A 26,870-nucleotide genomic window follows, 5' to 3' on the forward strand; every position below is an offset into this window, starting at 1 on the left:
ACAGGCGCGACCGAGACATTGCATACGGTTATTGAGCCAGCGACGGAGAATTGACGTTACTCGGTCGGACCGGCGGTTTGACAACGGGCGGTGCAGTTTGTGTGCCAGCACGCTTCAACGCCGCATCCGGGGTGGCATTGGCGGTGCCGGTTCCGGTCAGGCTGCGACGCACATCCAGGTTGCGCGAGACCACCAGCACCACCCGGCGGTTACGGGCGCGGCCTTCGACCGTGGCGTTATTGGCCACCGGCTGGAATTCACCATAGCCCACCGACGCCAGGCGCTGGGGGTTCACACCCTGCATCGCCAACATGCGCACGATGCTCGACGCGCGAGCCGAGGACAGTTCCCAGTTGGTCGGGTACTGCGCAGTGCTGATGGGGAAATTGTCGGTGAAGCCTTCCACGTGGATCGGGTTTTCAAACGGTTTGAGGATCGCCGCGACCTTGTCGATGATGGTGAACGCCTGGTCACTGGGCAATGCATCGGCACTGGCGAACAACAGGCTGGAGTTCAGCTCGATCTCCACCCACAACTCATTGCCGCGCACGGTCATCTGGTTGGAGCTGATCAGGTCGCCAAAGGCGGCACTGATATCGTCGGCGATGCTCTTGAGCGGGTCGCTGGTGCCTTGGATGCCAGCAGCGGTTTCATCACTGTCATTGACCAGGGGCTTGGCCGGGGTCACGGTCTTGGGCCGCTCTTCGCCGATAGGGATCGGCTTGAGCGACCGCTCGGCATCGTTGAACACGCCCACCAGCGCCTGGGAAATGATCTTGTACTTGCCTTCGTTGATCGACGAGATCGAGTACATCACCACAAAAAACGCGAACAGCAAGGTGATGAAGTCCGCGTAGGACACCAGCCAACGCTCGTGGTTGACGTGTTCTTCAGGCTCGCGACGGCGACGGCTCACAGGCAAATACCTCCCTGACCGCTATTGGCCGCTTTACTGTGGCGAGCGAGCTTGCTCGCGCTGGGGCGCGAAGCGGCCCCCATCCAGGCAACGCATTTGTTCAGACAAATTGCTGTGCCTGGTTTTGGGGCTGCTTCGCAGCCCAGCGCGAGCAAGCTCGCTCGCCACATAAAGCTCACTGGCCACAGGTCAATGCGCATACCCATCAATCCATGAAGCCCTGAAGCTTCAATTCGATGGAGCGCGGGTTCTCGCCCTCGGCAATCGACAGGATGCCTTCGAGCAACATTTCGCGATAACGCGACTGGCGCATGGCAATCGACTTGAGCTTGCTGGCCACCGGCAGCAGCACCAGGTTGGCACTGGCCACGCCGTAGATGGTCGCGACAAATGCCACGGCAATACCGCTGCCCAGTTGCGAAGGATCGGCCAGGTTGCCCATCACGTGGATCAGGCCCATCACCGCGCCGATGATGCCAATGGTCGGCGCGTAGCCGCCCATGCTTTCAAAGACTTTGGCCGCGTTGATGTCACGGCTTTCCTGAGTGTAGAAGTCCACTTCGAGGATGCTGCGGATCGCTTCCGGTTCGGCGCCATCGACCAACAGTTGCAGGCCTTTGCGCGCGTAGCTGTCAGGCTCGGCATCGGCCACGCCTTCCAGGCCCAGCAGGCCTTCCTTGCGGGCGGTGAGGCTCCAATTGACCACGCGGTCGATGCCGCCTGCCAGGTCGACCCGTGGCGGAAAAATGATCCACACCAGAATCTGCATGGCACGCTTGAATGAGCTCAGGGGCGACTGCAACAACGCCGCGCCCACGGTGCCACCGATCACGATCAGCGCTGCCGGGCCGTTGGCCAAGGCGCCGAGGTGGCCGCCTTCCAGGTAGTTGCCACCAATAATGGCGACAAACGCCATGGTGATGCCGATCAGGCTCAACACATCCATCAGAGGCAGGCCTCCACCAGGTGCTTGCCGATGTCGTCCAGGCTGTAGACCGCATCGGCCAGGTCAGCCTTGACGATGGCCATGGGCATGCCATAGATCACGCAACTGGCTTCATCCTGGGCCCAGATGGCGCTGCCGCCCTGCTTGAGCAGGCGCGCACCTTCACGGCCATCGGCGCCCATGCCGGTGAGCACCACCGCCAGAACTTTGTCGCCATAGGACTTGGCCGCCGAACCGAAGGTGATATCCACACACGGCTTGTAGTTCAGGCGCTCATCGCCCGGCAGGATTTTGATCGCGCCACGCCCATCCACCATCATCTGCTTGCCGCCCGGCGCCAGCAGTGCCAGGCCAGGACGCAGAATGTCGCCATCCTCGGCTTCCTTGACGGTGATACGGCACAGCTTGTCCAAGCGCTCGGCGAACGCCTTGGTGAATGCCGCCGGCATGTGCTGCACCAGCACAATCGGCGCAGGGAAGTTGGCCGGCAGTTGGGTCAATACCCGCTGCAAGGCCACCGGGCCGCCGGTGGAGGTGCCGATGGCGACCAGCTTGTAAGCCTTGCGCTTGGGTGCCGGCGAATGCGCACTCGGCGCTGCGGCGGCACGCACCGGCGCGACCGCAGGCCGGGCCACGGGCGCCGGGGCCGGGCGCGCAAACGACGAACTGGGCGCCGCTGCGGCGGGCGCAGGCGTAGGGGCTGGCGCAGGTGTGCTGAACAGGCTGCGACGGTTACTGCGGGAAATGCTGTGCACCTTCTCGCACAGCATCTGCTTGACCTTGTCGGGGTTGCGCGAGATGTCTTCGAAATTCTTCGGCAAAAAGTCCACCGCGCCGGCATCCAAAGCGTCGAGGGTCACCCGCGCGCCTTCGTGAGTCAGCGAGGAAAACATCAATACCGGTGTAGGGCAGCGTTGCATGATGTGGCGCACGGCCGTGATGCCATCCATCATCGGCATCTCGTAGTCCATGGTGATCACGTCCGGCTTCAAGGCAATGGCTTGATCGATCGCCTCTTTGCCGTTGGTGGCCGTGCCGACCACCTGGATCGTTGGATCAGCGGAAAGAATTTCCGAGACGCGGCGGCGGAAGAAACCCGAATCGTCCACCACCAGGACCTTGACTGCCATAAACACTCCGTTAGGCGGGGCGGGCATGACCGCCCTGCCCCACCAGAATCAAATACGCCGTGCGGCGTAACGCTTGAGCATGCTCGGAACATCGAGAATCAGTGCGATGCGACCGTCACCGGTAATGGTTGCGCCCGACATGCCTGGGGTTCCCTGCAGCATCTTGCCCAAAGGCTTGATCACCACTTCTTCCTGGCCCACCAGTTGGTCGACCACAAAGCCGATGCGCTGGGTACCCACGGACAGAATCACCACATGACCTTCGCGTTGTTCTTCATGGGCGGCCGAGGCCACCAGCCAACGCTTGAGGTAGAACAGCGGCAACGCCTTGTCACGCACGATCACCACTTCCTGGCCGTCCACCACGTTAGTGCGCGACAGGTCGAGGTGGAAGATCTCGTTGACGTTGACCAGCGGGAAGGCGAACGCCTGGTTGCCCAGCATCACCATCAGGGTCGGCATGATCGCCAGGGTCAACGGCACCTTGATGACGATCTTGGAGCCCTGGCCCTTGGTCGAGTAGATATTGATCGAGCCGTTGAGCTGGCTGATCTTGGTCTTCACCACGTCCATGCCCACGCCACGCCCGGACACGTCGGAGATCTCGGTTTTGGTCGAAAAGCCCGGGGCAAAGATCAGGTTGTAGCACTCGGTGTCGGTCAGGCGGTCGGCGGCGTCCTTGTCCATCACGCCGCGCTTGACCGCGATATTGCGCAAGATGGTCGGGTCCATGCCTTTGCCGTCATCGGTGATCGACAGCAGGATGTGGTCGCCCTCTTGCTCCGCCGCCAAAATCACTTTGCCGTTGCGGGACTTGCCCGCAGCTTCGCGTTCTTCCGGAGTTTCTACGCCGTGGTCGACCGCGTTGCGCACCAAGTGGACCAGCGGGTCAGCCAGAGCCTCGACGAGGTTTTTGTCGAGGTCGGTTTCTTCGCCCACCAGTTCCAGGTTGATTTCTTTCTTGAGCTGGCGCGCCAGGTCACGAACCAGGCGCGGGAAACGGCCGAAGACTTTCTTGATCGGCTGCATCCGCGTTTTCATCACCGCGGTTTGCAGGTCGGCGGTGACCACGTCGAGGTTCGACACGGCCTTCTGCATGGCTTCGTCGCCGCTGTTCAGGCCCAGGCGCACCAGGCGGTTACGCACCAGCACCAGTTCGCCCACCATGTTCATGATGTCGTCCAGGCGCGCGGTATCCACACGCACGGTGGTTTCGGCTTCGCTGGCAGGTTTTTCCGCTGCCGCTGGGGCCGCTGCACGCGCAGGGGCCGGGGCGGCGGCAGGTGCTGGCTTGGCTGCCGGCGCAGGTTTGGCAGCAACCGGTGCCGCAGTGGCAGCGGCTGGCGCTGCAACCTGGGCGGCAGCGGCCGGGGCCACTTCGCTGAACTTGCCTTTGCCGTGCAGTTCGTCGAGCAAGGCTTCGAATTCGTGATCGGAGATCAACCCGTCACCGGCCGGTGCGGTACTGGCCGCTGGCGCGGCGGCGGCGGCGGCAGTCGCCGCCACCTCGGGCAGGGCTTCGGCCACAAAGGTGCCTTTGCCATGCAGTTGGTCGAGCAGTGCCTCGAATTCGTCGTCGGTAATGTCAGTGCTGGTGTTGGCAGCGGGTGCTTCTGGCGTCGCCGCAGGAGGTGCCACGGCATCCGCCGCGAACTGGCCTTTGCCGTGCAACTGGTCGAGCAACGACTCGAACTCGGCGTCCGTAATGTCTTCACCGCTCGGCGTCGCGGCAGGCTGCACCGGCACTTCAGCTTCGGCCTTGACCGCGCTGAGGGAGTTGAGCAGTTGTTCGAACTCGCTGTCGGTCACGTCCGGCTCGGCTTGCGCCACCGGCTCCGGTGCGGCCTCGACCACCGGCGCAGCCGCGGTATCGGCAGGTTCGGCCAGGCGCGCCAGGGCGGCCAGCAGTTCCGGCGTGGCGGCAGTGATCGGTGCACGTTCACGCACTTGGCTGAACATGCCGTTGACCGCATCCAGTGCTTCGAGAATCACGTCCATCAGTTCCGAGTCGACGTGACGCTCACCCTTGCGCAGGATGTCGAAAACGTTCTCGGCGATGTGACAGCACTCCACCAGCTCATGGAGCTGGAGGAAGCCGGCGCCCCCTTTTACAGTGTGAAAACCGCGAAAAATTGCATTGAGCAGGTTCGCATCATCCGGTCGGCTTTCCAGCTCGACCAGTTGTTCGGACAGTTGCTCTAGAATTTCGCCGGCCTCTACAAGGAAATCCTGAAGGATTTCTTCATCGGCGCCGAAGCTCATGTGGGTGCTCCTTAGAAGCCTAAACTGGATAACAGGTCATCTACGTCATCCTGACCTGACACAACGTCTTCACGTTTATCGGCATGAATCTGCGGACCTTCACCCTTGGCGAGATGTTTTTGTGGATCTTTTTCCGAGAGGATCGCTTCACGGTCATGTTCGATGCCGGCAAAACGATCGACCTGGCCGGCCATCAGCACCAATTTGAGCAAGTTGCTTTCCACTTCGGTAACCAACTGGGTCACGCGCTTGATCACCTGGCCGGTGAGGTCCTGGTAATCCTGGGCCAGCAGGATGTCGTTGAGGTTGCTGGCCACCGTGCGGTTTTCCTGTTCGCTGCGCGACAGGAACCCGTCGACGCGACGCGCCAGTTCACGAAACTCTTCAGCGCCCACTTCGCGGCGCATGAAGCGGCCCCAGTCCTGGCTCAAGGCCTGGGCTTCGGTGGCCATGCCGTTGACCAGGGGCGTGGCGTTTTCCACCAGGTCCATGGTGCGGTTGGCCGCCGCCTCAGTCAGCCTGACCACATAGGACAGGCGCTCGGTGGCGTCGGTAATCTGGGAAATTTCTTCGGCCTGGGGCATGCGCGGGTCAATCTGGAAATTGACGATTGCGCTGTGCAGCTCGCGTGTGAGCTTGCCCACTTCCTGGTACAGGCCGCGGTCACGGGTCTGGTTAAGCTCATGGATCAACTGCACCGCATCGGCGAACTGGCCTTTTTCCAGGCTGTCGACCAACTGGTGAGCATGTTTTTTCAGGGTCGACTCAAAGTCGCCCTGTGACGTTTCGTTATGCTCCATAGCTCCCCCGCGATGGCATTAGCCGTGGATGCGTTCGAAGATTTTCTCGATCTTCTCTTTCAAGGCCAGTGCCGTGAATGGTTTGACCACATAACCGTTGACCCCGGCTTGGGCGGCTTCGATGATCTGTTCGCGCTTGGCTTCGGCGGTCACCATCAGCACAGGCAAGCTGCGCAGTTTTTCATCGGCGCGCACATGGCGCAGCAGGTCGATACCGGTCATGCCCGGCATGTTCCAGTCGGTTACCAGAAAGTCGATGCTCCCGCTGTTGAGGATCGGAATGGCCGTCAGGCCGTCATCCGCCTCGACCGTGTTGGTGAACCCAAGGTCACGCAACAGGTTTTTAATGATCCGCCGCATCGTTGAGAAGTCATCAACGATGAGGATTTTCATGTTCTTGTCCAATTCGACCTCCAAGCAGTCTTAAACGCGCCCAGCACCTGGACGCGCCATTTCAATCAACAGGCGTTACACAAAAAGGACTGCCCAGGGCACCACGGCACACAGCCGCGAAACCTTGCGATCTCACGGCAGCGTCTGCAGTGCCCCCACACTGCCTGTCAGCGCGCGCGCCACTCGGCCAATCGCCCCCGCAAGCGGGCTGCGCACTGGCTATGCAACTGGCTGACACGCGATTCGCTGACCCCCAGGACCTCACCGATTTCCTTGAGGTTCAGCTCTTCGTCGTAGTACAGCGCCAGCACCAGCCGCTCACGCTCCGGCAAGTTGGCGATTGCATCGGCCAACGCGCCCTGGAAACGTTCATCTTCCAGGTCGCGTGACGGCTCCGTATGCGCGCTCGCGCCGTCCTCGTGCAGCCCTTCGTGTTCGCCGTCCTGTAAAAGGTCGTCAAAACTGAACAGGCGGCTGCCCAAGGTATCGTTCAAAATCCCGTAATAATCGTCGAGACTCAATTGGAGTTCGGCCGCAACTTCATGATCTTTAGCGTCACGACCGGTTTTTGCTTCAATTGCTCGAATTGCATCACTGACCATGCGCGTATTGCGGTGTACCGAACGCGGCGCCCAATCGCCTTTACGCACCTCGTCGAGCATCGCGCCACGGATACGGATACCCGCATACGTTTCGAAACTGGCACCCTTGCTGGCGTCGTATTTGGTCGAGACTTCAAGCAGGCCGATCATGCCGGCCTGGATCAAGTCTTCAACCTGCACACTCGCGGGCAGGCGCGCCAACAGGTGATAGGCAATGCGCTTGACCAACGGCGCATAGCGCTCGATCAATTCGCCCTGGCTGTCACGTGCCGACTTTTTGTAAAGGTTGTAGCCGCTGGATGTCATAGCACCGGTCCTGCGCTCGTCTGATGCACCAAACGCTCGACGAAAAACTCCAGATGCCCCCGCGGGTTGGCGGGCAACGGCCAGGTATCGACCTTCTGGGCAATGGCCTTGAACGCCAGTGCGCATTTCGAACGAGGGAACGCTTCGTAGACCGCACGCTGCTTTTGCACGGCCTTGCGCACACACTCGTCATAGGGAACTGCGCCGACGTATTGTAAAGCCACATCGAGGAAGCGGTCCGTGACCTTGGTCAACTTGGCGAACAGGTTGCGCCCTTCCTGCGGGCTCTGGGCCATGTTGGCCAGCACGCGGAAGCGATTCATGCCGTAGTCACGGTTAAGCAGTTTGATCAGCGCGTAGGCATCGGTGATCGAGGTGGGCTCGTCGCACACCACCAACAGCACTTCCTGCGCTGCGCGCACAAAGCTGACCACCGACTCGCCGATCCCGGCGGCGGTGTCGATCACCAGCACGTCGAGGTTGTCGCCGATGTCGCTGAACGCCTGGATCAGCCCGGCATGCTGCGCGGGGCTCAGGTGCACCATGCTCTGGGTGCCCGAGGCCGCCGGCACGATGCGAATGCCACCAGGGCCCTGGAGCAGCACATCGCGCAGCTCGCAGCGGCCCTCGATCACATCGGCCAGGGTATGTTTGGGTGTCAGCCCCAGGAGAACGTCCACGTTCGCCAAGCCCAGGTCAGCATCCAGCAGCATGACGCGACGGCCAAGCTCTGCCAGGGCCAGGGACAAATTCACTGACACGTTAGTTTTCCCGACGCCACCTTTGCCGCCGGTCACCGCGATCACCTGTACGGGATGCATGCTGCCCATTTTATTTCTTTACCTTGTCTTGCTTAGACGCAGGCTACATGGCTTGGCCGCGTGAATCGCTTGCAGACCATCGATGTAGGTACATTTCACGGTGTTCATCCTGCCTCAACCCACCCGTTTAGCCGGGTGGTGGTAAAGGTCGGCGAACATATCGGCCATCGCTTCCTCGCTAGGCTCGTCTTGCATTTGCACACTCACGGCACGGCTGACCAACTGATGACGGCGCGGCAGATGCAGATCATCCGGGATCCGCGGCCCGTCGGTGAGGTAGGCAACCGGTAATTCATGGCTGATGGCCAGGCTCAATACCTCGCCCAGGCTCGCGGTTTCGTCGAGTTTGGTGAGGATGCAGCCGGCCAGGCCGCAACGCTTGTAGCTGTGATAGGCAGCGGTAAGAACCTGTTTCTGGCTGGTGGTTGCAAGCACCAGGTAATTTTTCGACTTGATGCCACGCCCGGCCAGGCTTTCGAGCTGCATGCGCAGCGCTGGATCACTGGCTTGCAGGCCGGCGGTATCGATCAGCACCACGCGCTTGCGCAGCAACGGCTCGAGGGCATTGGCCAGGGACTGGCCCGGGTCGACATGGGTCACCGGCACGTTGAGAATGCGGCCCAGGGTCTTGAGCTGCTCCTGGGCGCCGATGCGGTAGCTGTCCATGCTCACCAACGCGATATTCTGTGCGCCGTACTTAAGCACATAACGGGCGGCCAGCTTGGCCAGGGTGGTGGTCTTGCCCATGCCGGCGGGGCCGACCATGGCGATCACACCGCCCTCTTCCAGGGGTTCGATTTCCGGCGTGGCGATCATGCGCGCCAGATGCGCCAGCAACATGCGCCAGGCCTGACGAGGTTCTTCGACTTCGGCGGTCAAGGCCAGCAGGTCGCGGGACAACGGGCCGGACAAGCCGATGCGTTGCAAGCGGCGCCACAGGTTGGCTTGCTGGGGCTTGCTGCCTTGCAACTGAGTCCAGGCCAACGAGCCCAGCTGCACTTCGAGCAATTCACGCAGGCCATTGAGTTCAAAGCGCATCGAGTCGATCACACGCTGGTCAACTGCGGCGGCCGGGGCAGGCGCTGCAGGACGCGGCGGTTCGACAAAGGTGGGCTCAACCAGCGGCTCGGCGGCGGTCAGCGGCAGGCCGGCGAATAATTGGCGATTGGTGCTGGCATCGCTGTCACCGCGCATGCTCAGTTCAGCCTGGGCCGACACAATGCGCGAGGCGGTCTTGCGCAGCTCGTCTTCGAGTTCCATGTTCGGCACGCGCGGGGCCAGCGCCTGGGGCGTGTAATCCAGGGCAGCCGTCAGCTCGACACCGCCGGCAATCCGACGGTTACCGATAATCGCGGCATCGGCGCCCAGCTCATCGCGGACCAACTTCATGGCCTGACGCATATCGGCGGCGAAAAAACGCTTAACTTGCATAACCCACTACCTCAGCCATTGGGCCCAACTGTCGCGACGATAGTCACTTGCTTATTGTCAGGAATTTCCTGGTAAGCCAACACGTGCAAATTCGGTACAGCCAGGCGTCCAAACCGCGACAACATCGCGCGAACCGGGCCGGCCACCAGCAGGATCACCGGGTTGCCCTGCATTTCCTGGCGCTGTGCGGCGTCGATCAACGAACGCTGCAGCTTTTCAGCCATGCTTGGCTCCAGTAAAACGCCCTCTTCCTGGCCTTGCCCTGCCTTCTGAATACTATTGAGCAATATTTGTTCCAACCTGGGTTCCAAGGTGATCACAGGCAGCTCGGACTCAGTCCCTACAATGCTTTGCACGATTGCGCGGGACACCCCGACACGCACCGCCGCCACCAGAGCGGCAGTATCTTGACTCTTGGCGGCATTGTTGGCGATGGCCTCGGCAATGCTGCGAATGTCGCGCACAGGCACCTGTTCGGCCAACAGCGCTTGCAACACCTTGAGCAACTGCGACAACGACAGCACGCCAGGCACCAGCTCTTCGGCCAGTTTTGGCGACGATTTGGCCAGCAAGCCCATCAATTGCTGGACTTCCTCGTGGCCGATCAGCTCGTGGGAGTGCTTGTAGAGAATCTGGTTGAGGTGCGTGGCGACCACGGTGCTGGCATCCACCACGGTGTAACCGAGGGACTGCGCCTGGCTGCGCTGGCTGACTTCGATCCACACCGCTTCCAGGCCGAAAGCCGGATCTTTGGCGGTGATGCCGTTGAGCGTACCGAACACTTGGCCGGGGTTGATCGCCAGTTCGCGGTCCGGGTAGATCTCGGCTTCGGCCAGGATCACCCCCATCAGTGTCAGGCGATAGGCGCTGGGGGCCAGGTCGAGGTTGTCACGGATATGCACAGTGGGCATCAGGAAGCCCAAGTCCTGCGACAGCTTCTTGCGCACGCCCTTGATTCGCGCCAGCAGTTGCCCACCCTGGTTGCGGTCGACCAGCGGGATCAGGCGGTAGCCGACTTCCAGGCCGATCATGTCGATGGGCGTGACGTCGTCCCAGCCCAGTTCCTTGGTTTCCTGGGCACGGGCCGGGGATGGCAGCAGATCCTGTTGACGGGCAATCTCCTGCTCGGCCTGGACCTTGACCTGGTTCTGCTTCTTCCAGAACAGGTACGCCGCGCCACCCGCCAGGGCCGCCATGCTCAGGAACGAGAAGTGCGGCATGCCCGGCACGATACCCATGATCGCCATAATGCCCGCCGCCACGGCCAGGGCCTTGGGCGAAGCGAACATCTGCCGGCTGATCTGCTTGCCCATGTCTTCGGAGCCCGAAGCACGGGTAACCATGATGGCCGCCGCTGTGGATAACAACAGTGATGGCAATTGCGCCACTAAACCGTCACCAATGGTCAGCAAGGCGTACACCTTGCCGGCATCGCCGAAGGTCATGCCGTGCTGGAAGATACCGACCGCCATGCCGCCGATCAGGTTGATAAACAGAATCAACAGGCCAGCGATGGCGTCACCGCGCACAAATTTGCTGGCGCCGTCCATGGAGCCGTAGAACTCGGCTTCCTGAGCAACTTCGGCCCGGCGCGACTTGGCTTGGTTCTGGTCGATCAAGCCGGCGTTGAGGTCGGCGTCGATGGCCATCTGCTTGCCGGGCATGGCGTCGAGGGTAAACCGCGCGCTCACCTCGGAAATCCGCCCGGCGCCCTTGGTCACCACCACAAAGTTGATGATCATCAGGATCGCGAACACCACGATACCGACCACGTAGTTACCGCCGATCACCACCTCACCGAAGGCCTGGATCACCTTACCGGCAGCGGCATGGCCGTCCTGGCCGTGGAGCATCACCACCCGCGTGGAGGCGACGTTCAATGCCAGACGTAGCAGGGTCGCCACCAGCAGAATCGTCGGGAACACCGCGAAATCCAGCGGCCGCAAGGCGTACACGCACACCAGCAAGACCACGACAGACAGGGCAATGTTGAAGGTAAAGAACACGTCGAGCAGGAAGGGCGGCATCGGCAACATCATCATTGCCAGCATCACCAGCAACAACAACGGCACACCCAGATTGCCCCGCGACAGGTCAGTCAGGGTGCCACGGGCCGTGTTGAGCATTTGAGAGCGATCTACCACCGGTATTCCTCGGGTCCTTGAAGCAAAGTTTTGACGCTGGAGGGCGACTTGGAGGCGGGGTTGCAAGAAGCCTTCCAACTTTGGTTTTGGGATGATTCTCGAGTGCTAGCCGATTCAAGTGTGGGAGCTGGCTTGCCTGCGATTGCGGTGTGTCAGCCACTGAGATATTGGCTGTGAGTCAGCTATCGCAGGCAAGCCAGCTCCCACATTTGGATTTGTGTGCACCTTGGATATCGAGGAAATTTCCGATAAGGATTTGGGGTTGCCCCTAGGAAACTCGCTCTCTAGTCTCCGTACACCGCTGCAAACGCAGCGGACGGGCGTCGCGGCCCGGATTACCTAGGAGCAAAAGCACCCTCTCCCTTTCTAAAAGGAGCTTCACAGTGATCAAACACGCCTCAAATTCCCCCACCCGGCTGTTTACCGTAGCCGACGGCATCAGCAGCGAAGACCTGCTGGTCAACCTTAGTGAAACACTTGCTTCGGCCAATGCGCTGAGCTGCGACTTGGCCTTTGACCTGGAAGGTTCGAAACGAGAGGAATTGCTCGGCGTTGCGCAGTTGATCGAACTCGCGCAGTTACTGGCTGATCGCCTGCACGTTGGCGCCACAATGGCGGGCAAAGCAAGCAGCGGATAATACGGGCAAGGGTGGGAGCTGGCTTGCCTGCGATTGCGGTGTGTCAGCCACTGGGATATTGGCTGTGAGTCAGCCATCGCAGGCAAGCCAGCTCCCACCTGTGATTCAGTTTTTAAACTGGCCGTATATTGTAAGCCTGTGGGCCTTTTGGACCTTGTGTGATGTCAAACTCTACTTTTTGATTCTCCTCCAGGCTTTTGTACCCAGCCGTCGCAATTGCCGAGTAATGGGCAAACACATCGGGCCCTTCATCATCTTGGGTAATAAAACCAAATCCCTTCTCCGCGTTAAACCACTTCACCGTGCCAGTTGCCATTGCCATTCTCCCTACACTTCACTTGAGACCCGGTTCACCTGGGTTGCACCGTTTGATAGGCAACGCATAAATACCCTCGGGTCGATGGACCATTTGGAACTCCATGCGCTTGCCAAACCACAGCGCGGTGCAACGCCAGTCTCTGCCATTGATAAACACATCCTCTCCCCCGCCATCGGGCTTGATCAACCAATCGCCTCTGAGCCAGACGTAATACCTGACCGTACCCGTAGCCACCTTCACAACCGCTCTCCCTGCATCTCGTTACTACATACGCGCAGTGCATGGTGGGTAATAAAACAGCGGGCAGCGCCCGTTGGCTACTGTCAGAGTTGACAGGTAGACGCGGGCTTTCAATGGGTGATAGGCATGGCAACGTTGCGGATCATGCATCCGCTGATTTTTTGCGTTTGCGCGGTTTGCGCTGCTTGGCAGGCGCTTGCGGGATTTCAGCACATGTGACATTCATCGATTGGACGGCAACCTCGTTGCCATCGCGATCCCGCACAATAAAGCCGATGCCTTTGACCGCATCGAACCACCTGACCGTACCCCTATCCATCACCGCCTCCCGAGCCGCGCATGGCTGCGCGCCTCATCGCTGTATCAAACAGTGAAGGCGGCGTAATGGCTACTGTCAAAGTTGACAGGTAAGACCGGGTTTGAATCCTGATGAAGTCATCATGATAGGTACTTCGACGCCTGCGAAAACGCTATCGGGCCTAGGGATAAAGATTTTGTGGAACCGGTACGACATTTTTTGTCACTCAACTCGCTGAGCGATCAGCTCTTTAAAATCACCCTTCCCTAGGGTGGATAAGCGATTAAAAAATAGCGGCGAAACCATGGACTTAAATTTAAACGCATTAAACACCTTTTTTCGCTTTGCCTCCTCAGAGGCTGAAACGGTTGAATCAGGGCCCCCTAAAGCTGAGTACGTTTGGGCGCCAGCGCCGTCGACGGGCGAAACTAAACTGGTACCAGATCTGAAAAAAACGCTATTCGAGATTTTAGGCAATGAAGTGGATTCACCCGCAGCGTTCGATAAGTTGATCGAAAAACTCAAGGTGATGCCGCAAAAAGATCTGAAAGCCTATCTACAGCGTTTTGAATCAGCCCTGTCACCTGAACGATTCAAACGCCTGCAGGACGATCTTAATTTGGTAAGAGGAGGCTGGACATCTGACCCGCGCGGGATTCCAGGTGATGGTGGCAGCAATTCCCAAAACGTCGACATGAGCCTTTACCCCGCGGGCGAGGTCATCAGTGACAAGCCCCTGATGAAGGCGGACAGCTTCTATCACTATCATCCTGGTGGGTCTGAACCCGGAAAAAAGCCAGAAAATATCTATAGTGGTTTCAGCCAAGGTTATGAAGATAACTGTGTAATTACTTCCTGGATCAAGGCAGGGATGGCGCTGTTTGGTCAAAAGGATGTCTTTGAAGCGGTAAAGGAAGTCGCTCAGGGTTATTTCGTGACCATGCGCGACGGTTTCAAACTGTACCTGTCAAAAGGCGAGTTACAGTTGGCAGCCCGCAATTCAGGGTATAAAGGCGATGATCCGGTGATGCTCACCGACGCTAACTTTATGTTCGCAGTGGCTGCCAAGCGAGCACAACTGGTAAATAGCTATGATCGTGTTGGACAGAGCTACGCTAATGGCGTGAAAAGCCTTAACGATGGAGCTTCTCCTTGGGAAGGGTATGAACTCCTTGGGTTAAAGGATCACATTAAACCCGGCCGCGATAGTAACGCGAAGTTGAAGGAGCTGGAAACTCCGGGTGAAATCGGGGTTGCCAGCGCTCCAGGCCACAATTTTTTGGTAGTGGATGGCCGGCAAGAGCTCTTTGGAACCCGTGGCGGTAAACCAGACCCTACACTTGTAGAGCAGGTGTACGTGCTGCAATTATCGAAAGTCGAAGCACCCCAAAGCGATACTCCCGAGCGACTTAAATAACTACGGTTTACCACAGCCGCGGCGCATTGAGCCTCAGGAATCCCGACGCAAATCCGGCGGAATCGGCAAATCCTTGAGCGGATCAGGCCGCTTGCCCTTGCCGGCGCGGTATTGGCGGATTTGGTAAACGTAGGCCAGTACCTGTGCAACGGCCAGGTACAAGCCGGCCGGGATTTCCTGGTCGAGGTCGGTGGAATAGAAAATCGAGCGCGCCAACGCCGGCGATTCCAGCAACAGAATGTCGTTGGCCACGGCGATTTCGCGGATTTTCAACGCGGTGAAGTCGCTGCCCTTGGCCAGCAGCATCGGTGCGCCACCCTTCTCCGGGTCGTATTTGAGCGCCACGGCGTAGTGGGTCGGGTTGGTGATGATCACATCGGCGTCGGGCACCGAGGCCATCATCTTGCGCTGGGACATTTCCCGCTGCAGTTGGCGGATGCGTTGCTTGACCTCGGGGCGGCCTTCCTGGTCCTTGTGCTCGTCGCGCACTTCCTGCTTAGTCATCAGCAGTTTCTTGTGGCTTTCCCACAGTTGGATCGGCGCATCCACGGCGGCGATCAGGATCAGCCCGAGGGCCATCCACAGTGCGCTCCAGCCCACCACCTGCACGCTGTGGATGATCGCCGATTCCAGCGGTTCATGGGCAATGCGCAGCAAGTCGTCGATGTCGGATGACAACACCGCCAACGCCACGAACAGAATCAGGAAAAACTTGGCCAGGGCCTTGAGCAATTCAATCAGGGCCTTGGCAGAGAACATGCGCTTGAGCCCCGCCCCCGGGTTCATGCGGCTGAACTTGGGCGCCATGCTGCCCGCGGCAAACAACCAGCCGCCGAGGGCGACCGGGCCGATCAGCGCGGCCAGCAGCAAAGTGATCAAGATCGGTTGCACCGCCAACAGGGCGATTTTGCCTGAGTGCAGCAGGTACTGGGCCATGGCGTCAGGGTTGAGCAGCACTTCGCGGGGCAAGCTGAAGTTGTGCTTCATCATCTCCAGCAGGTCCAGCGCCAGGCCACCGCCGTAGATCAGCAAGGCGCCTGCACCGGCGATCATGGTGGCGAAGGTGTTGAGCTCTTTGGAGCGCGCGATCTCGCCCTTTTCCCGGGAGTCCTTTTTACGTTTCTCCGTGGGGTCTTCTGTTTTGTCCTGACCACTCTCGCTCTCGGCCATGGCTCAGCGCGCCCGTGCCAGGTCACGTAAGAACTGCAAGGCGTCGGTGGCCAGCGGTTGATACTGATTGAGAATGTCAGCCAGGCCGACCCAGAAAATCCCCATGCCCAACACCAGGGTCAGCGGGAAACCAATCGAGAAGATGTTCAGTTGCGGCGCCGCGCGGGTCATCACGCCGAACGCGATATTGACCACCAGCAGCGCCGTGATCGCCGGCAACACCAGCAACAGCGCCGCGCCCAGCACCCAACCGAGGCGCCCCACCAGTTCCCAGAAGTGGTTGACCACCAAGCCTGCGCCCACCGGCAAGGTGGTGAAACTCTCGGTCAGCACCTCGAACGCCACCAGATGACCGTTCATGGCCAGGAATAGCAAGGTCACCAGCATGGTCAGAAACTGCCCGATCACCGCCGCCGACACGCCGTTGGTGGGGTCCACCATTGAAGCGAAGCCCATACCCATCTGGATCGAGATGATTTGCCCGGCCACCACGAAAGCCTGGAAGAACAGGGTCAGGGAAAACCCCAGCATGGCGCCGATCAGAATCTGTTCGGCAATCAGCAACAAGGCGCTAAGGTCCAGTGCGTTCACCGGCGGCATCGGCGGCAGGCCCGGCACGATCACCACGGTGATCGCCACAGCGAAATACAGGCGCACACGACGCGGTACCAACGTGGTGCCGAACACCGGCATGGCCATCAACATCGCCGTGACGCGAAACAGCGGCAGGATGAACGAGGCCACCCAGGTACTGATCTGGGTGTCGGTCAAGGCCAGCAAGGATTGCATCGGCTCAGCCGATCAACTGCGGAATACTGCCGTACAACTGCAGGATGTATTCCATGAAGGTTTGCACCAGCCACGGGCCGGCGACGATCAGGGTCACCAGCATCACCAGCAGGCGCGGCAGAAAGCTCAGGGTTTGTTCGTTGATCTGGGTGGCCGCCTGGAACATCGCCACCAGCAGGCCCACCAACAGACTGGGCACCACCAGCACGGCGACCATCAGGGTGGTCAGCCACAGCGCTTCACGGAACAGGTCAACGGCGACTTCTGGCGTCATAGCGCTATACCCCTCCGAAACTGCCGGCCAGGGTGCCAATAATCAGCGCCCAGCCGTCCACCAGCACAAACAGCATGATCTTGAACGGCAGCGAGATGATCAACGGTGACAGCATCATCATACCCATGGCCATCAGCACGCTCGCCACCACCAGGTCGATGATCAGGAACGGGATGAAGATCATGAAGCCAATCTGGAACGCGGTCTTCAGTTCGGAGGTGACGAACGCCGGCACCAGAATAGTCAGCGGCGCCTGGTCCGGGGTAGCGATGTCGGTGCGCTTGGACAGGCGCATGAACAGCTCAAGGTCGCTGGAGCGGGTTTGCGACAGCATGAAGTCCTTGATCGGGCCCTGAGCCTTGTCGATGGCATCCTGGGCTGTGAGCTTTTCCGCCAGATAAGGTTGCAGGGCTTGCTGGTTCACCTTGTCGAACACCGGCGCCATGATGAACAGCGTCAAAAACAGCGCCATGCCGGTGAGGATCTGGTTCGATGGCGTCTGCTGCAGGCCCAGGGCCTGGCGCAGGATCGAGAAGACGATGATGATCCGCGTAAAGCTGGTCATCAGCATGACGAACGCCGGGATAAAACTCAGCGCCGTCATGATCAGCAGGATCTGCAGGCTGACCGAATATTCCTGCGCGCCCGCCGCGTTGGTGCCCAGGGTGATCGCCGGGATCGACAACGGGTCGGCGCCCAGGGCCATCGGTGCGGCCAGCAACAGCATGAGCGTCAACAAAACGCGCATTACTTCTTATCCTTCTGATCCTTGCCCAGCAACTCCATCAGGCGCTGGGCGAATTCTGGCGTGGCGGCTTCGGTCTTGACCGCGTCCACCGGGGTCTTGAGTACATGCAGCGGGGTGATGCGGCCGGGGGTGATGCCGAGCAGGATCTGCTCCTCGCCCACCTGCACCAGCACCAGCCGATCACGCGGGCCGAGGGCGCGCGAGCCCACCAGCTCGATCACTTGGCCGTTGCCCGGGCCGATGCGCTGCACGCGGCGCATCAACCAGGCCAGCACGAAGATCAGGCCAATCACCAGCAACAGGCCCAGCACCAGTTGCGTCAACTGCCCACTGACACTGCCGACCGCTGGCGCCGCAGCCACCTGCGCCACCGGTTCCGCCGCCAGGGCGCTCAATGGCAGCGCCAGCAACAGTCCCGCCATCAAGTACTTCATCTCAGCGCAACTTCTTGATGCGTTCGCTCGGGCTGATCACGTCGGTCAGGCGGATGCCGAACTTCTCGTTGACCACCACCACCTCGCCATGGGCAATCAGGGTGCCGTTGACCAGCACGTCCAACGGCTCGCCGGCCAGGCGGTCCAGCTCGATCACCGAGCCCTGGTTGAGCTGCAACAGGTTGCGGATGTTGATTTCGGTGCTGCCCACTTCCATGGAAATCGACACCGGGATGTCGAGGATCACATCCAGGTTCGGGCCGTCGAGGCTCACCGGGTCGTTGTTCTTCGGCACGCTGCCGAATTCTTCCATGGCCAGGCGGTTGCCGGCCGGCGCGGTAGCGGCGTCGGCGGCCAGCAGCGCGTCGATGTCGTCCTGGCCAACATCGCCGGTTTCTTCCAGGGCCGCAGCCCACTCGTCAGCCAGGGCCTGGTCTTCGGCGGAAGTATTTTCGTGTTCGGTAGCCATTACATGTCCTCGGCGCAGCAAACAATCATGAATTGGGGTTGAATCAGCGGCGGTTGATCGGCTCAACCACTTGCAGCGCCAGGTTGCCCTTGTGGGAACCGAGCTTGACCTTGAATGACGGCACGCCGTTGGCGCGCATGATCAACTCTTCCGGCAAGTCGACGGGGATGATGTCCCCAGGCGCCATGTGCAAAATATCGCGCAGGCGCAACTGACGGCGGGCCACGGTGGCGCTCAACGGCACGTCGACGTCCAGCAGGTCTTCGCGCAGGGCCTTGACCCAGCGTTCGTCCTGGTCGTCGAGGTCGGACTGGAAGCCGGCGTCGAGCATTTCGCGCACCGGCTCGATCATCGAGTACGGCATGGTCACGTGCAGGTCGCCGCCACCGCCATCGAGTTCGATGTGGAAGGTCGACACCACAATGGCCTCGCTCGGCCCGACGATGTTGGCCATGGCCGGGTTCACTTCCGAGTTGATGTACTCGAAGTTGACTTCCATGATCGCCTGCCAGGCTTCCTTCAAGTCGATGAAGGCCTGCTCCAGCACCATGCGTACCACGCGCAGTTCGGTGGGGGTGAATTCACGCCCTTCGATCTTGGCGTGACGGCCGTCGCCGCCGAAGAAGTTGTCCACCAGCTTGAACACCAGCTTGGCGTCGAGGATGAACAGCGCAGTGCCGCGCAACGGCTTGATCTTGACCAGGTTGAGGCTGGTGGGCACGTACAGCGAGTGTACGTATTCACCGAACTTCATCACCTGCACACCGCCCACGGCCACGTCCGCCGAGCGGCGCAGCATGTTGAACATGCTGATGCGGGTGTAGCGGGCAAAGCGTTCGTTGATCATCTCCAGGGTCGGCATGCGTCCCCGCACGATGCGATCCTGGCTGGTCAGGTCATAACTTTTGACGCTGCCGGGTTCGGCAGCCATTTCGGTCTGTACCAGACCATCGTCCACGCCATGCAACAGCGCATCGATTTCATCCTGGGACAGCAGGTCTTGCACGGCCATGTCGTGATCCTACTGCAATACGAAGTTAGTGAAGAGCGCCTGCTCGACCACAACTTTGCCGAGTTCTTTCTGGGCCACTTCCTGCACGCTGGCAGTGACCTTCTGGCGCAGCATTTCCTGGCCGACTGGCGTGGCCAGGCTGTCGAAGCTCTGCCCGGAGAACAGCATCACCAGGTTGTTGCGAATCACCGGCATATGCACCTTGAGGGCATCCAGATCCGCTTGGTTGCGCGCCAACAAGGTGATGCTCACCTGCAGGTAGCGTTGACGACCATTCTGGTTGTAGTTGGCGACAAAGGCCGGAAGCATCTGTTCGAAGATTGCCGGTTGCTTGACGTTCGTGGCGGCTTCGGCGGCGGGCGCCGGTTTGCTCGCGCTGCTGTGCATGATGTACCAGGTGCCGCCCACCGACGCACCGATGGCCAGAAGCAGGCCCAGCACAATCATCAGGATCAGCTTGAGCTTGCCTTTGCCTGCGGGGGGAGTTGCTGCGTCGTCGCTCTTCGCCATGCCAATAATCCGTCACTATTCGGGGATTCGTAGATCTATGGCAAGGCAAGAGCAAGTGTTATGCCAGAGTTGGCTGGCAGGCGCAGGAAGATGATCGTTCCCACGCTCTGCGTGGGAATGCATCCTGTGACGCTACGCGTCACCGTGCGCAACGGTCGAAAACATCGCCGACTTCGGGACGCGGAGCGTCCGGGGTGGCATTCCCACGCAGAGCGTGGGAACGATCAGCCAGCTCCCACACTGACCGGGTTTGAGCAGGAAGTCAGGCGTAGTAGTCGACGGCGCTGGAGCCGATCACGCTCTGGCTCACGGGCGCTGCCACTTCGGCCACGTCCACAGGGCCACCGGCGTCGCCGCTGTCAGCACGCCTGCCGCTGCCACTGACGCCCCGCGCCTGGCCCTGCTGTTGCTGCTGCTCCTGGCCCCGCGACTGGTCGGACACGTTCACATCCACCTGCCCCATGCCCTGCTGGGCAAACATCTCGCGCAAACGGCCGGACTGGCTTTCCAGGGCTTCACGCACCACCGCATGGCCGCTCATGAAGTTGACTTGGGCTTGCTGGTCCGCCGTCATATTGACCTTGATATCCAGGCGCCCCAGTTCAGCGGGCTGCAACTGGATCTCGGCCGACTTGAGGTTGGCGCTGGACAGGTACATCACGCGGTTGACCACCTCTTCGGTCCAGCCGCTCTGATGCATGGCAAGCGGCGCGTTGGCAACCGGCGGCAAGGCGTTGGCGGTTTTGGGCGTGGCGGCCTGGGTCAGCGCGGCGAGGCGGTTGGCGAAGTCGTCCACGCGGGTGTCGCTGCTGGCGTTCTTGAGGTCCTTGAGGCCGTCATCGATCAGCGCGCCGAAGGCCTTGTCGCCCCCCTGGTCGGTGCTGTCCTTGGTGGCTTGCTGGTCGACCATGTTGGCCAGGCCGGCGGCAAAGCTCTGCGCGGCGGTCGGCTGGTCCTGGGGGGTGGGCGCGGCTTTCTGCGGCGCCTGGCTGCTGGCCGAGACGTGACCGCCCTGCTCCATCGCCAGGCGCACGGCCGGCATCGAATCCAGCGGGTCGGCCTCAGGGTCGAAGGCCGGCTGCTTGGGCTCCTCGGTCACAGCAATGAGCGGCTGGGCCTGGTCATCTTCGGCAGTAACGGCAGGCGCTTGTACGGACACAGGGGCTGCCACGGGCGTCACGGCGGCGACCAGCGCCGGGTCGGCCACCGGTTGCTGCGCCAGGGACGGGTCGGCAGGTGGCTCGCCTTCACTGTCAGCGTGGTCGTCGCTCTTGGCCGGCTTGGCAGGCAAGGGATTGCCGCTATCGGCAACCGCTGGCGCGCTGGCGGCAGGTTTATCGTCGCCGGCGGCCGGTTTGGCGCTGGGATCAGAAGCCTTGTCGCGCACGGGTTTGGCTGGCGCGTCGTCGCTCTTGGCCTGCGGCTTGGCAGCTTGCTTGGCAAACACTTGAGCGAAGCCAGCGCCCTTGTCCCGCGGGGCCGCAGGCGCTACCGCAGGCGTGGCGGCCGGCGCTTGAGGCTTGGCCGCAGCAGCAGCCTGAAGAAGCGAATTGGGGGCGACTGGCATAAGTAAGGGTCTCCACTGCATGGGGTCGGGGATGCAGTCTATGGAGGTAGAGCAAGAGTCGGGCCAAGTCAGGCCGATAAAATATCAAACCCCAGAAAACCGCTCCCGCTCATGCTCATAAAGCGGCCGAACCAGCGCAAACTCACGATCAATCTGATCCACCAACGCCCCCAAGTCGGAAGCAGACTTGAAGGACTCGGTCTCCAACCGCTCACACAACGTTGCCAAGCGCAGCGCCCCCAAGTTGCCACTGCTGCCCTTGAAGCTGTGTGCGATACGCCCCAACGTCTTGGCGTCGTCCCGCGCCTTGCGCAGCGCTTGCACGCGCTCTTCAGAGTCATGCAGAAAGGTGTCCAGCAGCGTGGGGTATTCGCTTTCCATGACTTCCTGCAAACCCGACAACACCTCGGGGTCCATATGAATCTCAGCCACTTGCTCGCTCCTTGATCAAGAATCGGCGGATTATGCCAGAGCCGCCCAACAAAACTCCACGCAGACAGTGCGCCCGCCATCGGACCAGCCTACAGCGCTGCTCAGTTGACGCACCAGGCTCAGGCCCCGACCAGACAGACGGTCGATGTCCACGGGGCGCGCCAGCTCTTGCTCCACATCAAAACCCTGCCCGCTGTCTTCGAGGCGTAAGGTCAGTTTGCCGCCCTTGTCGGTGGGTACCACCTGCACATGCACGCGCACGTAACCGCTGTCCAACTGCGCCAGGCGCTCATGGCGCTGGCGATAATACTGCGCAAACCCCTGGGCATCGCGCTTGAGCCGTGAGTCCAGGCCCAGCACGCCATGCTCCAGCGCGTTGGAATACAACTCGGCCATCACACTGTAAAGCGCCCCGCTCTGCGCGCGCAGGCCATGGATCTCCAACAGCAGTTGCAGCAGGTACGGCAACGGGTTGTAGGTCCTGAGCGTCTGGGCGCGGAATTCGAAACTCACCGACCAATCCAGCGGGCACGACCGGCCGCTGTCGGCATACATCGGTTCGGACGCCCGCAAGGGTTGGCCCGCCTGCAACGTGATCTCGACCATGCTGACGTCATCGCGCGCCTGGCCGCGAAAGGCCGCCAGGGCCTGCTCGATGTCCTCGAACAGGCGGTCGGGCTCGCGGTTGGCGGCGAACACCTGCTGCAAGCGCTCGGCGCCGAACAGTTGATCGTTGGCGTCAGCGGTGTCGAGCACGCCGTCGGAAAGCAAAAACACCCGGTCGCCCAACGCCATGGGCCAGACCTCGGTGCTGTCATCGAACGCCTCTGCCGACAACACCCCCAGGGGCAGGTGCCGCGACATCAATGGCGTGCGCCTGCCCGTGGCGACTTCATGCACATAGCCTTCGGGCATGCCGCCGTTCCACACCTCCACCGCCCGCCGCTGGGCGCTCAGGCACAGCAAGGTGGCGCAGCAGAACATGTCCACCGGCAGGATGCGCTTGAGCTTGGCGTTCATTTCCCGCAGGGTCTGCGTGAGGCCGTAGCCCTTGGCGGTCATGCCGTAGAACACTTCGGCCAGGGGCATGGCGCCGATGGCGGCCGGCAAGCCATGGCCGGTGAAATCACCCAGCATCACATGCATGTCACCCGATGGCGTGTAAGCCGCCAGCAACAAGTCGCCGTTGAACAACGCATAAGGCGATTGCAGATAGCGGATATTCGGCGCGGCGTTGATGCAACCGGAATGGGCGACCTTGTCGAACACCGCCTTGGCCGCCCGCTGCTCATGCAGCAGGTGTTCGTGGTGCCTGGCGATCAGGTCACGCTGTTGCAAAACCGTGGCCTGCAGGCGGCGCAGGCGGTCCATGGCGTTGATCTTCGCTGCCAGGATCAAGGGGTTATAGGGCTTGGGCAGAAAGTCATCGCCGCCCGCGTCCAGGCACTGGGCCAGGGCTTCGCTTTCGCGCAGCGACGTGAGGAAGATGATCGGCACCAGCGCCTCCCCCGCCAGTTGCTTGATCTGCCGTGCGGCTTCGAAGCCGTCCATCACCGGCATCAGCGCGTCCATCAACACCAGTTGCGGGCGCTCACGGGCAAACACCTCAATCGCTTCGGCGCCGTTGCTGACAGTCAGCACCTGGTGGCCCTGACGGCGGATGATGCTCGCCAGCAACAGGCGGTCGGCGGCGCTGTCTTCGGCGATCAGGATGGTCAGCGCCTCCAGGACAGGGGCCAGGGCGCTCAATTGATATCGAACAGTTTGTCGAAGTTGGAGATGGCGAGGATCTTGCGCACGTCGGAGTTGCTGTTCGTCACGCGAACTTCGGCGTCATCACCTCCAGCATGATCCCGTAGCAACAGCAGCATGCCGAGGGCTGAACTGTCCATGTAGGTGGCATCCTTGAGGTCGACGATATAGGTCTCGGGCACCTTGTAGAAACGCTCGTAGGCTTCCCGAAACGCCTGGTGGCTGCCGAAATCGAACCGACCCTTGATTGCGATCGTCAACTTCTTCCCGTCCAGGGATACTTCTGACTCGACTGTCATGTGACTGCTTCCTTGTCGTTGCACTAGACACAAGGTGTAGCAGCTGAACCGCATCTGAGCAACACAGTGAATCAACTGTGGGAGCTGGCTTGCCTGCGATGGCGGCGTGTCAGCCACTGAATCTTTAACTGAACCACCGCGTTCGCAGGCAAGCCAGCTCCCACACTGGATTTGTGGTGCCGGTTAGAACTGTTCTGGGCGGGGAAGGCGTTGGGACAATTCATCGAGCAGCTTTTGCTCGCGCTTGTCTTCGATGGCTCGCGCTTCGTCGATGTAGCGCTGCACCAGTTTGCGCAGCCCCTCGACCCGGGCAAACGCCTGTTGCCAGGCCTCGCGCGCTTTGTCGAGGTTGGCCTCGTGCCAGGCCAGGCTCTGGCGTTGCTGACCAACGGCGGTTTCAAGCTGATTGAGAAAGCCCTGGTACCCCATCAGCCACTGGCCGGATACACCCTGGCTGCCGCGCTCGATCCACTGTTGCTGGTACTCGCCCCGAAAGCGCTCCAAGTCGCCCAGCTTGCTTTGGGCCAGGCGCACCTGGCCCTGGAAGTAGCCCAGGCGCTGCACAGCGGCTTTCTCGGCCTTTTCGGCCATGTCCACCACCGGAGCCAGGCGGGCGGCGCGGCTGTTGGCCATGGCTTAGCCGCCCGGCGCCGGGGCGAAGATGGACTGCAAGTGCGACTGGCTCTCGCCCATGGTGATCTTGTCGTTGAGACCCTGGCGCAGGTAGGTCACCAGTTGCGGCTGCAAGGCGATGGCCAGGTCGGTGTCGCGGTCACCACCGGCCACATAGGCGCCGACGCTGATCAGGTCGCGACTTTGCTGGTAACGCGACCACAACTGTTTGAACTGCTGGGCACGGGCCATATGCTCCGGCGTGACCACCGCCGGCATCACCCGGCTGATGGACGCTTCGATGTCGATGGCCGGATAGTGCCCTTCTTCGGCCAGGCGGCGCGACAGCACGATGTGGCCGTCGAGCACACCTCGCGCCGAGTCGGCAATCGGGTCCTGTTGGTCGTCGCCTTCGGACAACACGGTGTAGAACGCGGTGATCGAGCCACCGCCGGCTTCGGCATTACCGGCACGCTCCACCAGCTTGGGCAGCTTGGCGAACACCGATGGCGGGTAACCCTTGGTCGCGGGCGGTTCACCGATGGCCAGGGCGATTTCGCGCTGGGCCTGGGCGAAACGCGTGAGCGAGTCCATCAGCAACAGGACGTTCTTGCCCTTGTCGCGAAAATATTCGGCGATGCGCGTGCAGTACATCGCCGCACGCAGGCGCATCAGCGGTGCATCGTCTGCCGGAGAAGCGACGACAACGGAACGCTTGAGCCCTTCTTCACCGAGGCTGTGCTCGATGAACTCCTTCACTTCGCGGCCCCGCTCGCCGATCAGCCCCACCACGATGATGTCGGCCTCGGTAAAGCGCGTCATCATGCCCAGCAACACCGACTTACCCACGCCAGTACCGGCGAACAGGCCCAGGCGCTGGCCGCGACCGACCGTCAATAAACCGTTGATGCTGCGAATACCCACGTCCAGTGGCACGCTGATGGGGTTGCGCTTGAGCGGGTTGATGGTGGGGCCGTCCATCGGCACCCAGTCTTCGGCCTTCATGCCGCCCTTGCCGTCCAGCGCACGGCCGGCCCCGTCGAGTACGCGGCCCAGCATGCTCATGCCCATGGGCAGGCGGCCAGTGTCGGCCAGCGGCACCACGCGGGCGCCGGGGGCAATGCCGGCGAGGCTGCCGACCGGCATCAGAAAAATCTTGCTGCCCGAAAAGCCCATCACCTCGGCTTCGACCTGCACCGGGTGGTAGCTGTCGTCGTTGATCACCAGGCAGCGGCTGCCCATGGCGGCGCGCAGGCCCTCGGCTTCGAGGGTCAGGCCGACCATGCGCAACAGGCGCCCTTCGAGGATCGGCTGGCCGGGCAACTCGGTGGCCTCGGCGTAGCTGCCCAGGCGCTTGGCGAAGCTGGTGCGATCAAGGCGCATCGGTGGCGTCCAGGTCAACGCTCAGGTCCGGCTCGGCGGGGTGCAGGGCTTGTTCATGCAGTTGATCGAACAACTTGGCCATGATCTGGCTGATGCGGGTTTCCACCGTTGCATCGATGCGGCTGTGCTCGGTTTCGACACGGCAACCACCGGGCTGCAACGAAGCGTCTTCGACGATGCGCCAGGTTTCTTCATGGCGCTCGCGCAGGGCTTTGACCTGTTCGAAATCCAGGGGGTTGATGTACAGCCGCACATTGCCGACGCCCAGGGGCAGCAGCTTGAGGGCTTCGCGCATCACGCCTTCGATCTGGCTGGAATCGAGCACCAGTTCGCGCTGGATCACCTGGCGCGCGATGTGCTGCACCAGGCCAACCATGGATTTTTCCAGCTGCGAGTCCTGTTCGGCGATAGGGTCGAACAGGTTGCCCATCAGGCGCTCCAGGCTACCCAACTTGGTGGCCAGCGCCGCTTCGGCCTCCTGGCGAACCTTGAGGGTGGTGCTGCGAAAACCGTCTTTTTCCCCCGCCGCGAAGCCTTCGTTGTAGGCCTCCTGACGAATGGTTTCCAGCTCTTCGAGGGTCAGTGGCTGGACTTCATCCAGTGGCACTTCTTCCATCTCTGCCGGAGGTTCTTCAACCGGTTCAGGCTCAGGCTCCGGCACATGGGGGTCGAAACTGGGCAGCGACCAGATGTCGAAACCACCGACATCCCGCGCGCGAATCAGATCGCTGGGCGCCTCATCTTTATTCGACATGC

The 26,870-nt window shown here is 61.1% G+C and carries 29 protein-coding genes; 2 read left to right on the forward strand and 27 right to left on the reverse strand.

Translation table 11 applies throughout. The features are described 5' to 3' along the window. Positions 1-28: 28 nt before the first annotated feature. The 10 genes from motD to flhA all read right to left on the reverse strand — a co-directional run bounded on the left by motD (position 29) and on the right by flhA (position 11,733). Positions 29-916 carry a flagellar motor protein MotD gene (motD, locus tag MHH62_RS15550; RefSeq protein ID WP_014719333.1) on the reverse strand — a complete coding sequence of 296 codons (888 nt, stop codon included), beginning with the start codon at positions 914-916 and terminating at the stop codon, positions 29-31. Positions 917-1,121: 205 nt separating this feature from the next. Then, the gene (locus tag MHH62_RS15555; protein ID WP_003192902.1) at positions 1,122-1,862 is read right to left on the reverse strand and encodes a flagellar motor protein; all 741 of its coding nucleotides are present in this window, start codon (positions 1,860-1,862) and stop codon (positions 1,122-1,124) included. Further along, positions 1,862-2,992, reverse strand: a complete 1,131-nt coding sequence (locus MHH62_RS15560) for a chemotaxis response regulator protein-glutamate methylesterase (protein ID WP_003192904.1) — start codon at positions 2,990-2,992, stop codon at positions 1,862-1,864. The genes MHH62_RS15555 and MHH62_RS15560 overlap by 1 nt, the downstream gene beginning before the upstream one ends. A 48-nt stretch (positions 2,993-3,040) precedes the next feature. Next, positions 3,041-5,254 carry a chemotaxis protein CheA gene (locus MHH62_RS15565; protein WP_339231284.1) on the reverse strand — a complete coding sequence of 738 codons (2,214 nt, stop codon included), beginning with the start codon at positions 5,252-5,254 and terminating at the stop codon, positions 3,041-3,043. Between the two features lie 11 nt (positions 5,255-5,265). Further along, positions 5,266-6,054, reverse strand: a complete 789-nt coding sequence (locus MHH62_RS15570) for a protein phosphatase CheZ (RefSeq protein WP_003192906.1) — start codon at positions 6,052-6,054, stop codon at positions 5,266-5,268. An 18-nt stretch (positions 6,055-6,072) separates the two neighbouring features. Beyond that, entirely contained in the window at positions 6,073-6,447 is a 375-nt protein-coding gene (locus tag MHH62_RS15575; protein ID WP_003192908.1) for a chemotaxis response regulator CheY, read from the reverse strand. A gap of 167 nt (positions 6,448-6,614) precedes the next feature. Next, entirely contained in the window at positions 6,615-7,355 is a 741-nt protein-coding gene (gene fliA, locus MHH62_RS15580; protein ID WP_003192909.1) for an RNA polymerase sigma factor FliA, read from the reverse strand. Next, positions 7,352-8,185, reverse strand: coding sequence for a flagellar synthesis regulator FleN (gene fleN, locus MHH62_RS15585; protein ID WP_003192912.1), 834 nt, complete (start codon positions 8,183-8,185; stop codon positions 7,352-7,354). Before fleN ends, fliA begins: the two co-directional genes overlap by 4 nt. Before the next feature lie 105 nt (positions 8,186-8,290). Next, complete coding sequence (gene flhF, locus MHH62_RS15590; protein WP_019818351.1) at positions 8,291-9,607, reverse strand: flagellar biosynthesis protein FlhF; 1,317 nt, start codon at positions 9,605-9,607, stop codon at positions 8,291-8,293. Positions 9,608-9,618: 11 nt separating this feature from the next. Continuing rightward, on the reverse strand, positions 9,619-11,733 hold the full coding sequence (flhA, locus tag MHH62_RS15595) for a flagellar biosynthesis protein FlhA (RefSeq protein ID WP_019818353.1): 2,115 nt from the start codon (positions 11,731-11,733) through the stop codon (positions 9,619-9,621). Positions 11,734-12,134: 401 nt separating this feature from the next. On the opposite strand from flhA, the gene MHH62_RS15600 reads away from it, so the two are divergent. Further along, positions 12,135-12,389, forward strand: a complete 255-nt coding sequence (locus MHH62_RS15600; RefSeq protein WP_020302703.1) for a DUF6124 family protein — start codon at positions 12,135-12,137, stop codon at positions 12,387-12,389. Between the two features lie 112 nt (positions 12,390-12,501). Here the strand turns inward: MHH62_RS15600 and MHH62_RS15605 are convergent, their stop codons facing one another. Next, a complete protein-coding gene (locus MHH62_RS15605; protein WP_020302702.1) occupies positions 12,502-12,705 on the reverse strand; it encodes a cold-shock protein in 204 nt (67 codons plus the stop codon). 385 nt (positions 12,706-13,090) lie between these two features. Beyond that, a complete protein-coding gene (locus MHH62_RS15610; protein ID WP_020302700.1) occupies positions 13,091-13,267 on the reverse strand; it encodes a cold shock domain-containing protein in 177 nt (58 codons plus the stop codon). A 283-nt stretch (positions 13,268-13,550) separates the two neighbouring features. Here MHH62_RS15610 and MHH62_RS15615 point away from each other — a divergent pair, with 283 nt between their 5' ends. Further along, a complete protein-coding gene (locus MHH62_RS15615) occupies positions 13,551-14,663 on the forward strand; it encodes a hypothetical protein (RefSeq protein WP_032902455.1) in 1,113 nt (370 codons plus the stop codon). Positions 14,664-14,696: 33 nt separating this feature from the next. Here the strand turns inward: MHH62_RS15615 and flhB are convergent, their stop codons facing one another. The 15 genes from flhB to fliH form a co-directional block, all read right to left on the reverse strand. Then, the gene (flhB, locus tag MHH62_RS15620) at positions 14,697-15,833 is read right to left on the reverse strand and encodes a flagellar biosynthesis protein FlhB (protein ID WP_019818363.1); all 1,137 of its coding nucleotides are present in this window, start codon (positions 15,831-15,833) and stop codon (positions 14,697-14,699) included. 3 nt (positions 15,834-15,836) lie between these two features. Next, the gene (gene fliR, locus MHH62_RS15625) at positions 15,837-16,622 is read right to left on the reverse strand and encodes a flagellar biosynthetic protein FliR (RefSeq protein WP_005790062.1); all 786 of its coding nucleotides are present in this window, start codon (positions 16,620-16,622) and stop codon (positions 15,837-15,839) included. 4 nt (positions 16,623-16,626) lie between these two features. Continuing rightward, entirely contained in the window at positions 16,627-16,896 is a 270-nt protein-coding gene (fliQ, locus tag MHH62_RS15630; RefSeq protein ID WP_003192936.1) for a flagellar biosynthesis protein FliQ, read from the reverse strand. Positions 16,897-16,900: 4 nt separating this feature from the next. Next, positions 16,901-17,644 (reverse strand): flagellar type III secretion system pore protein FliP, encoded by a 744-nt coding sequence (fliP, locus tag MHH62_RS15635; RefSeq protein WP_003192937.1) that lies wholly within the window; start codon positions 17,642-17,644, stop codon positions 16,901-16,903. Then, on the reverse strand, positions 17,644-18,078 hold the full coding sequence (fliO, locus tag MHH62_RS15640) for a flagellar biosynthetic protein FliO (protein WP_032902456.1): 435 nt from the start codon (positions 18,076-18,078) through the stop codon (positions 17,644-17,646). Before fliO ends, fliP begins: the two co-directional genes overlap by 1 nt. Position 18,079: 1 nt before the next feature. Continuing rightward, on the reverse strand, positions 18,080-18,547 hold the full coding sequence (fliN, locus tag MHH62_RS15645) for a flagellar motor switch protein FliN (RefSeq protein ID WP_003192941.1): 468 nt from the start codon (positions 18,545-18,547) through the stop codon (positions 18,080-18,082). Positions 18,548-18,590: 43 nt separating this feature from the next. Continuing rightward, on the reverse strand, positions 18,591-19,559 hold the full coding sequence (gene fliM / locus MHH62_RS15650; protein WP_014719344.1) for a flagellar motor switch protein FliM: 969 nt from the start codon (positions 19,557-19,559) through the stop codon (positions 18,591-18,593). A 9-nt stretch (positions 19,560-19,568) separates the two neighbouring features. After that, positions 19,569-20,069 (reverse strand): flagellar basal body-associated protein FliL, encoded by a 501-nt coding sequence (gene fliL, locus MHH62_RS15655; protein WP_014719345.1) that lies wholly within the window; start codon positions 20,067-20,069, stop codon positions 19,569-19,571. Positions 20,070-20,331: 262 nt separating this feature from the next. Beyond that, entirely contained in the window at positions 20,332-21,636 is a 1,305-nt protein-coding gene (locus MHH62_RS15660; protein ID WP_339231290.1) for a flagellar hook-length control protein FliK, read from the reverse strand. 84 nt (positions 21,637-21,720) lie between these two features. Next, positions 21,721-22,068, reverse strand: a complete 348-nt coding sequence (locus MHH62_RS15665; protein WP_014719347.1) for an Hpt domain-containing protein — start codon at positions 22,066-22,068, stop codon at positions 21,721-21,723. 30 nt (positions 22,069-22,098) lie between these two features. After that, a complete protein-coding gene (locus tag MHH62_RS15670; protein WP_339231292.1) occupies positions 22,099-23,817 on the reverse strand; it encodes a fused response regulator/phosphatase in 1,719 nt (572 codons plus the stop codon). Beyond that, entirely contained in the window at positions 23,814-24,119 is a 306-nt protein-coding gene (locus MHH62_RS15675; RefSeq protein ID WP_014719349.1) for an STAS domain-containing protein, read from the reverse strand. Before MHH62_RS15675 ends, MHH62_RS15670 begins: the two co-directional genes overlap by 4 nt. Before the next feature lie 183 nt (positions 24,120-24,302). Next, positions 24,303-24,752: a flagellar export protein FliJ gene (gene fliJ, locus MHH62_RS15680; RefSeq protein ID WP_003192954.1), complete on the reverse strand. Its 450-nt coding sequence runs from the start codon at positions 24,750-24,752 to the stop codon at positions 24,303-24,305. A gap of 3 nt (positions 24,753-24,755) precedes the next feature. Then, positions 24,756-26,114 carry a flagellar protein export ATPase FliI gene (gene fliI, locus MHH62_RS15685; RefSeq protein ID WP_003192955.1) on the reverse strand — a complete coding sequence of 453 codons (1,359 nt, stop codon included), beginning with the start codon at positions 26,112-26,114 and terminating at the stop codon, positions 24,756-24,758. Then, positions 26,104-26,868 carry a flagellar assembly protein FliH gene (fliH, locus tag MHH62_RS15690; protein WP_282399264.1) on the reverse strand — a complete coding sequence of 255 codons (765 nt, stop codon included), beginning with the start codon at positions 26,866-26,868 and terminating at the stop codon, positions 26,104-26,106. The genes fliI and fliH overlap by 11 nt, the downstream gene beginning before the upstream one ends. Positions 26,869-26,870 lie beyond the last annotated feature (2 nt).

Source organism: Pseudomonas sp. FSL L8-0168, from assembly GCF_037976155.1.
GTDB classification, from domain to species: domain Bacteria; phylum Pseudomonadota; class Gammaproteobacteria; order Pseudomonadales; family Pseudomonadaceae; genus Aquipseudomonas; species Aquipseudomonas paracarnis.

What these genes read in the sequence shown, in the direction of transcription:
- MHH62_RS15555 (WP_003192902.1), bottom strand. Translation starts at nt 1,862, where the DNA reads ATGGATGTGTTGAGCCTGATCGGCATCACCATGGCGTTTGTCGCCATT.
- MHH62_RS15560 (WP_003192904.1), bottom strand. Translation starts at nt 2,992, where the DNA reads ATGGCAGTCAAGGTCCTGGTGGTGGACGATTCGGGTTTCTTCCGCCGC.
- MHH62_RS15565 (WP_339231284.1), bottom strand. Translation starts at nt 5,254, where the DNA reads ATGAGCTTCGGCGCCGATGAAGAAATCCTTCAGGATTTCCTTGTAGAG.
- MHH62_RS15570 (WP_003192906.1), bottom strand. Translation starts at nt 6,054, where the DNA reads ATGGAGCATAACGAAACGTCACAGGGCGACTTTGAGTCGACCCTGAAA.
- MHH62_RS15575 (WP_003192908.1), bottom strand. Translation starts at nt 6,447, where the DNA reads ATGAAAATCCTCATCGTTGATGACTTCTCAACGATGCGGCGGATCATT.
- fliA (WP_003192909.1), bottom strand. Translation starts at nt 7,355, where the DNA reads ATGACATCCAGCGGCTACAACCTTTACAAAAAGTCGGCACGTGACAGC.
- fleN (WP_003192912.1), bottom strand. Translation starts at nt 8,185, where the DNA reads ATGGGCAGCATGCATCCCGTACAGGTGATCGCGGTGACCGGCGGCAAA.
- flhF (WP_019818351.1), bottom strand. Translation starts at nt 9,607, where the DNA reads ATGCAAGTTAAGCGTTTTTTCGCCGCCGATATGCGTCAGGCCATGAAG.
- flhA (WP_019818353.1), bottom strand. Translation starts at nt 11,733, where the DNA reads ATGCTCAACACGGCCCGTGGCACCCTGACTGACCTGTCGCGGGGCAAT.
- MHH62_RS15605 (WP_020302702.1), bottom strand. Translation starts at nt 12,705, where the DNA reads ATGGCAACTGGCACGGTGAAGTGGTTTAACGCGGAGAAGGGATTTGGT.
- MHH62_RS15610 (WP_020302700.1), bottom strand. Translation starts at nt 13,267, where the DNA reads ATGGATAGGGGTACGGTCAGGTGGTTCGATGCGGTCAAAGGCATCGGC.
- MHH62_RS15615 (WP_032902455.1), top strand. Translation starts at nt 13,551, where the DNA reads ATGGACTTAAATTTAAACGCATTAAACACCTTTTTTCGCTTTGCCTCC.
- flhB (WP_019818363.1), bottom strand. Translation starts at nt 15,833, where the DNA reads ATGGCCGAGAGCGAGAGTGGTCAGGACAAAACAGAAGACCCCACGGAG.
- fliR (WP_005790062.1), bottom strand. Translation starts at nt 16,622, where the DNA reads ATGCAATCCTTGCTGGCCTTGACCGACACCCAGATCAGTACCTGGGTG.
- fliQ (WP_003192936.1), bottom strand. Translation starts at nt 16,896, where the DNA reads ATGACGCCAGAAGTCGCCGTTGACCTGTTCCGTGAAGCGCTGTGGCTG.
- fliP (WP_003192937.1), bottom strand. Translation starts at nt 17,644, where the DNA reads ATGCGCGTTTTGTTGACGCTCATGCTGTTGCTGGCCGCACCGATGGCC.
- fliO (WP_032902456.1), bottom strand. Translation starts at nt 18,078, where the DNA reads ATGAAGTACTTGATGGCGGGACTGTTGCTGGCGCTGCCATTGAGCGCC.
- fliN (WP_003192941.1), bottom strand. Translation starts at nt 18,547, where the DNA reads ATGGCTACCGAACACGAAAATACTTCCGCCGAAGACCAGGCCCTGGCT.
- fliM (WP_014719344.1), bottom strand. Translation starts at nt 19,559, where the DNA reads ATGGCCGTGCAAGACCTGCTGTCCCAGGATGAAATCGATGCGCTGTTG.
- fliL (WP_014719345.1), bottom strand. Translation starts at nt 20,069, where the DNA reads ATGGCGAAGAGCGACGACGCAGCAACTCCCCCCGCAGGCAAAGGCAAG.
- MHH62_RS15660 (WP_339231290.1), bottom strand. Translation starts at nt 21,636, where the DNA reads ATGCCAGTCGCCCCCAATTCGCTTCTTCAGGCTGCTGCTGCGGCCAAG.
- MHH62_RS15675 (WP_014719349.1), bottom strand. Translation starts at nt 24,119, where the DNA reads ATGACAGTCGAGTCAGAAGTATCCCTGGACGGGAAGAAGTTGACGATC.
- fliJ (WP_003192954.1), bottom strand. Translation starts at nt 24,752, where the DNA reads ATGGCCAACAGCCGCGCCGCCCGCCTGGCTCCGGTGGTGGACATGGCC.
- fliI (WP_003192955.1), bottom strand. Translation starts at nt 26,114, where the DNA reads ATGCGCCTTGATCGCACCAGCTTCGCCAAGCGCCTGGGCAGCTACGCC.
- fliH (WP_282399264.1), bottom strand. Translation starts at nt 26,868, where the DNA reads ATGTCGAATAAAGATGAGGCGCCCAGCGATCTGATTCGCGCGCGGGAT.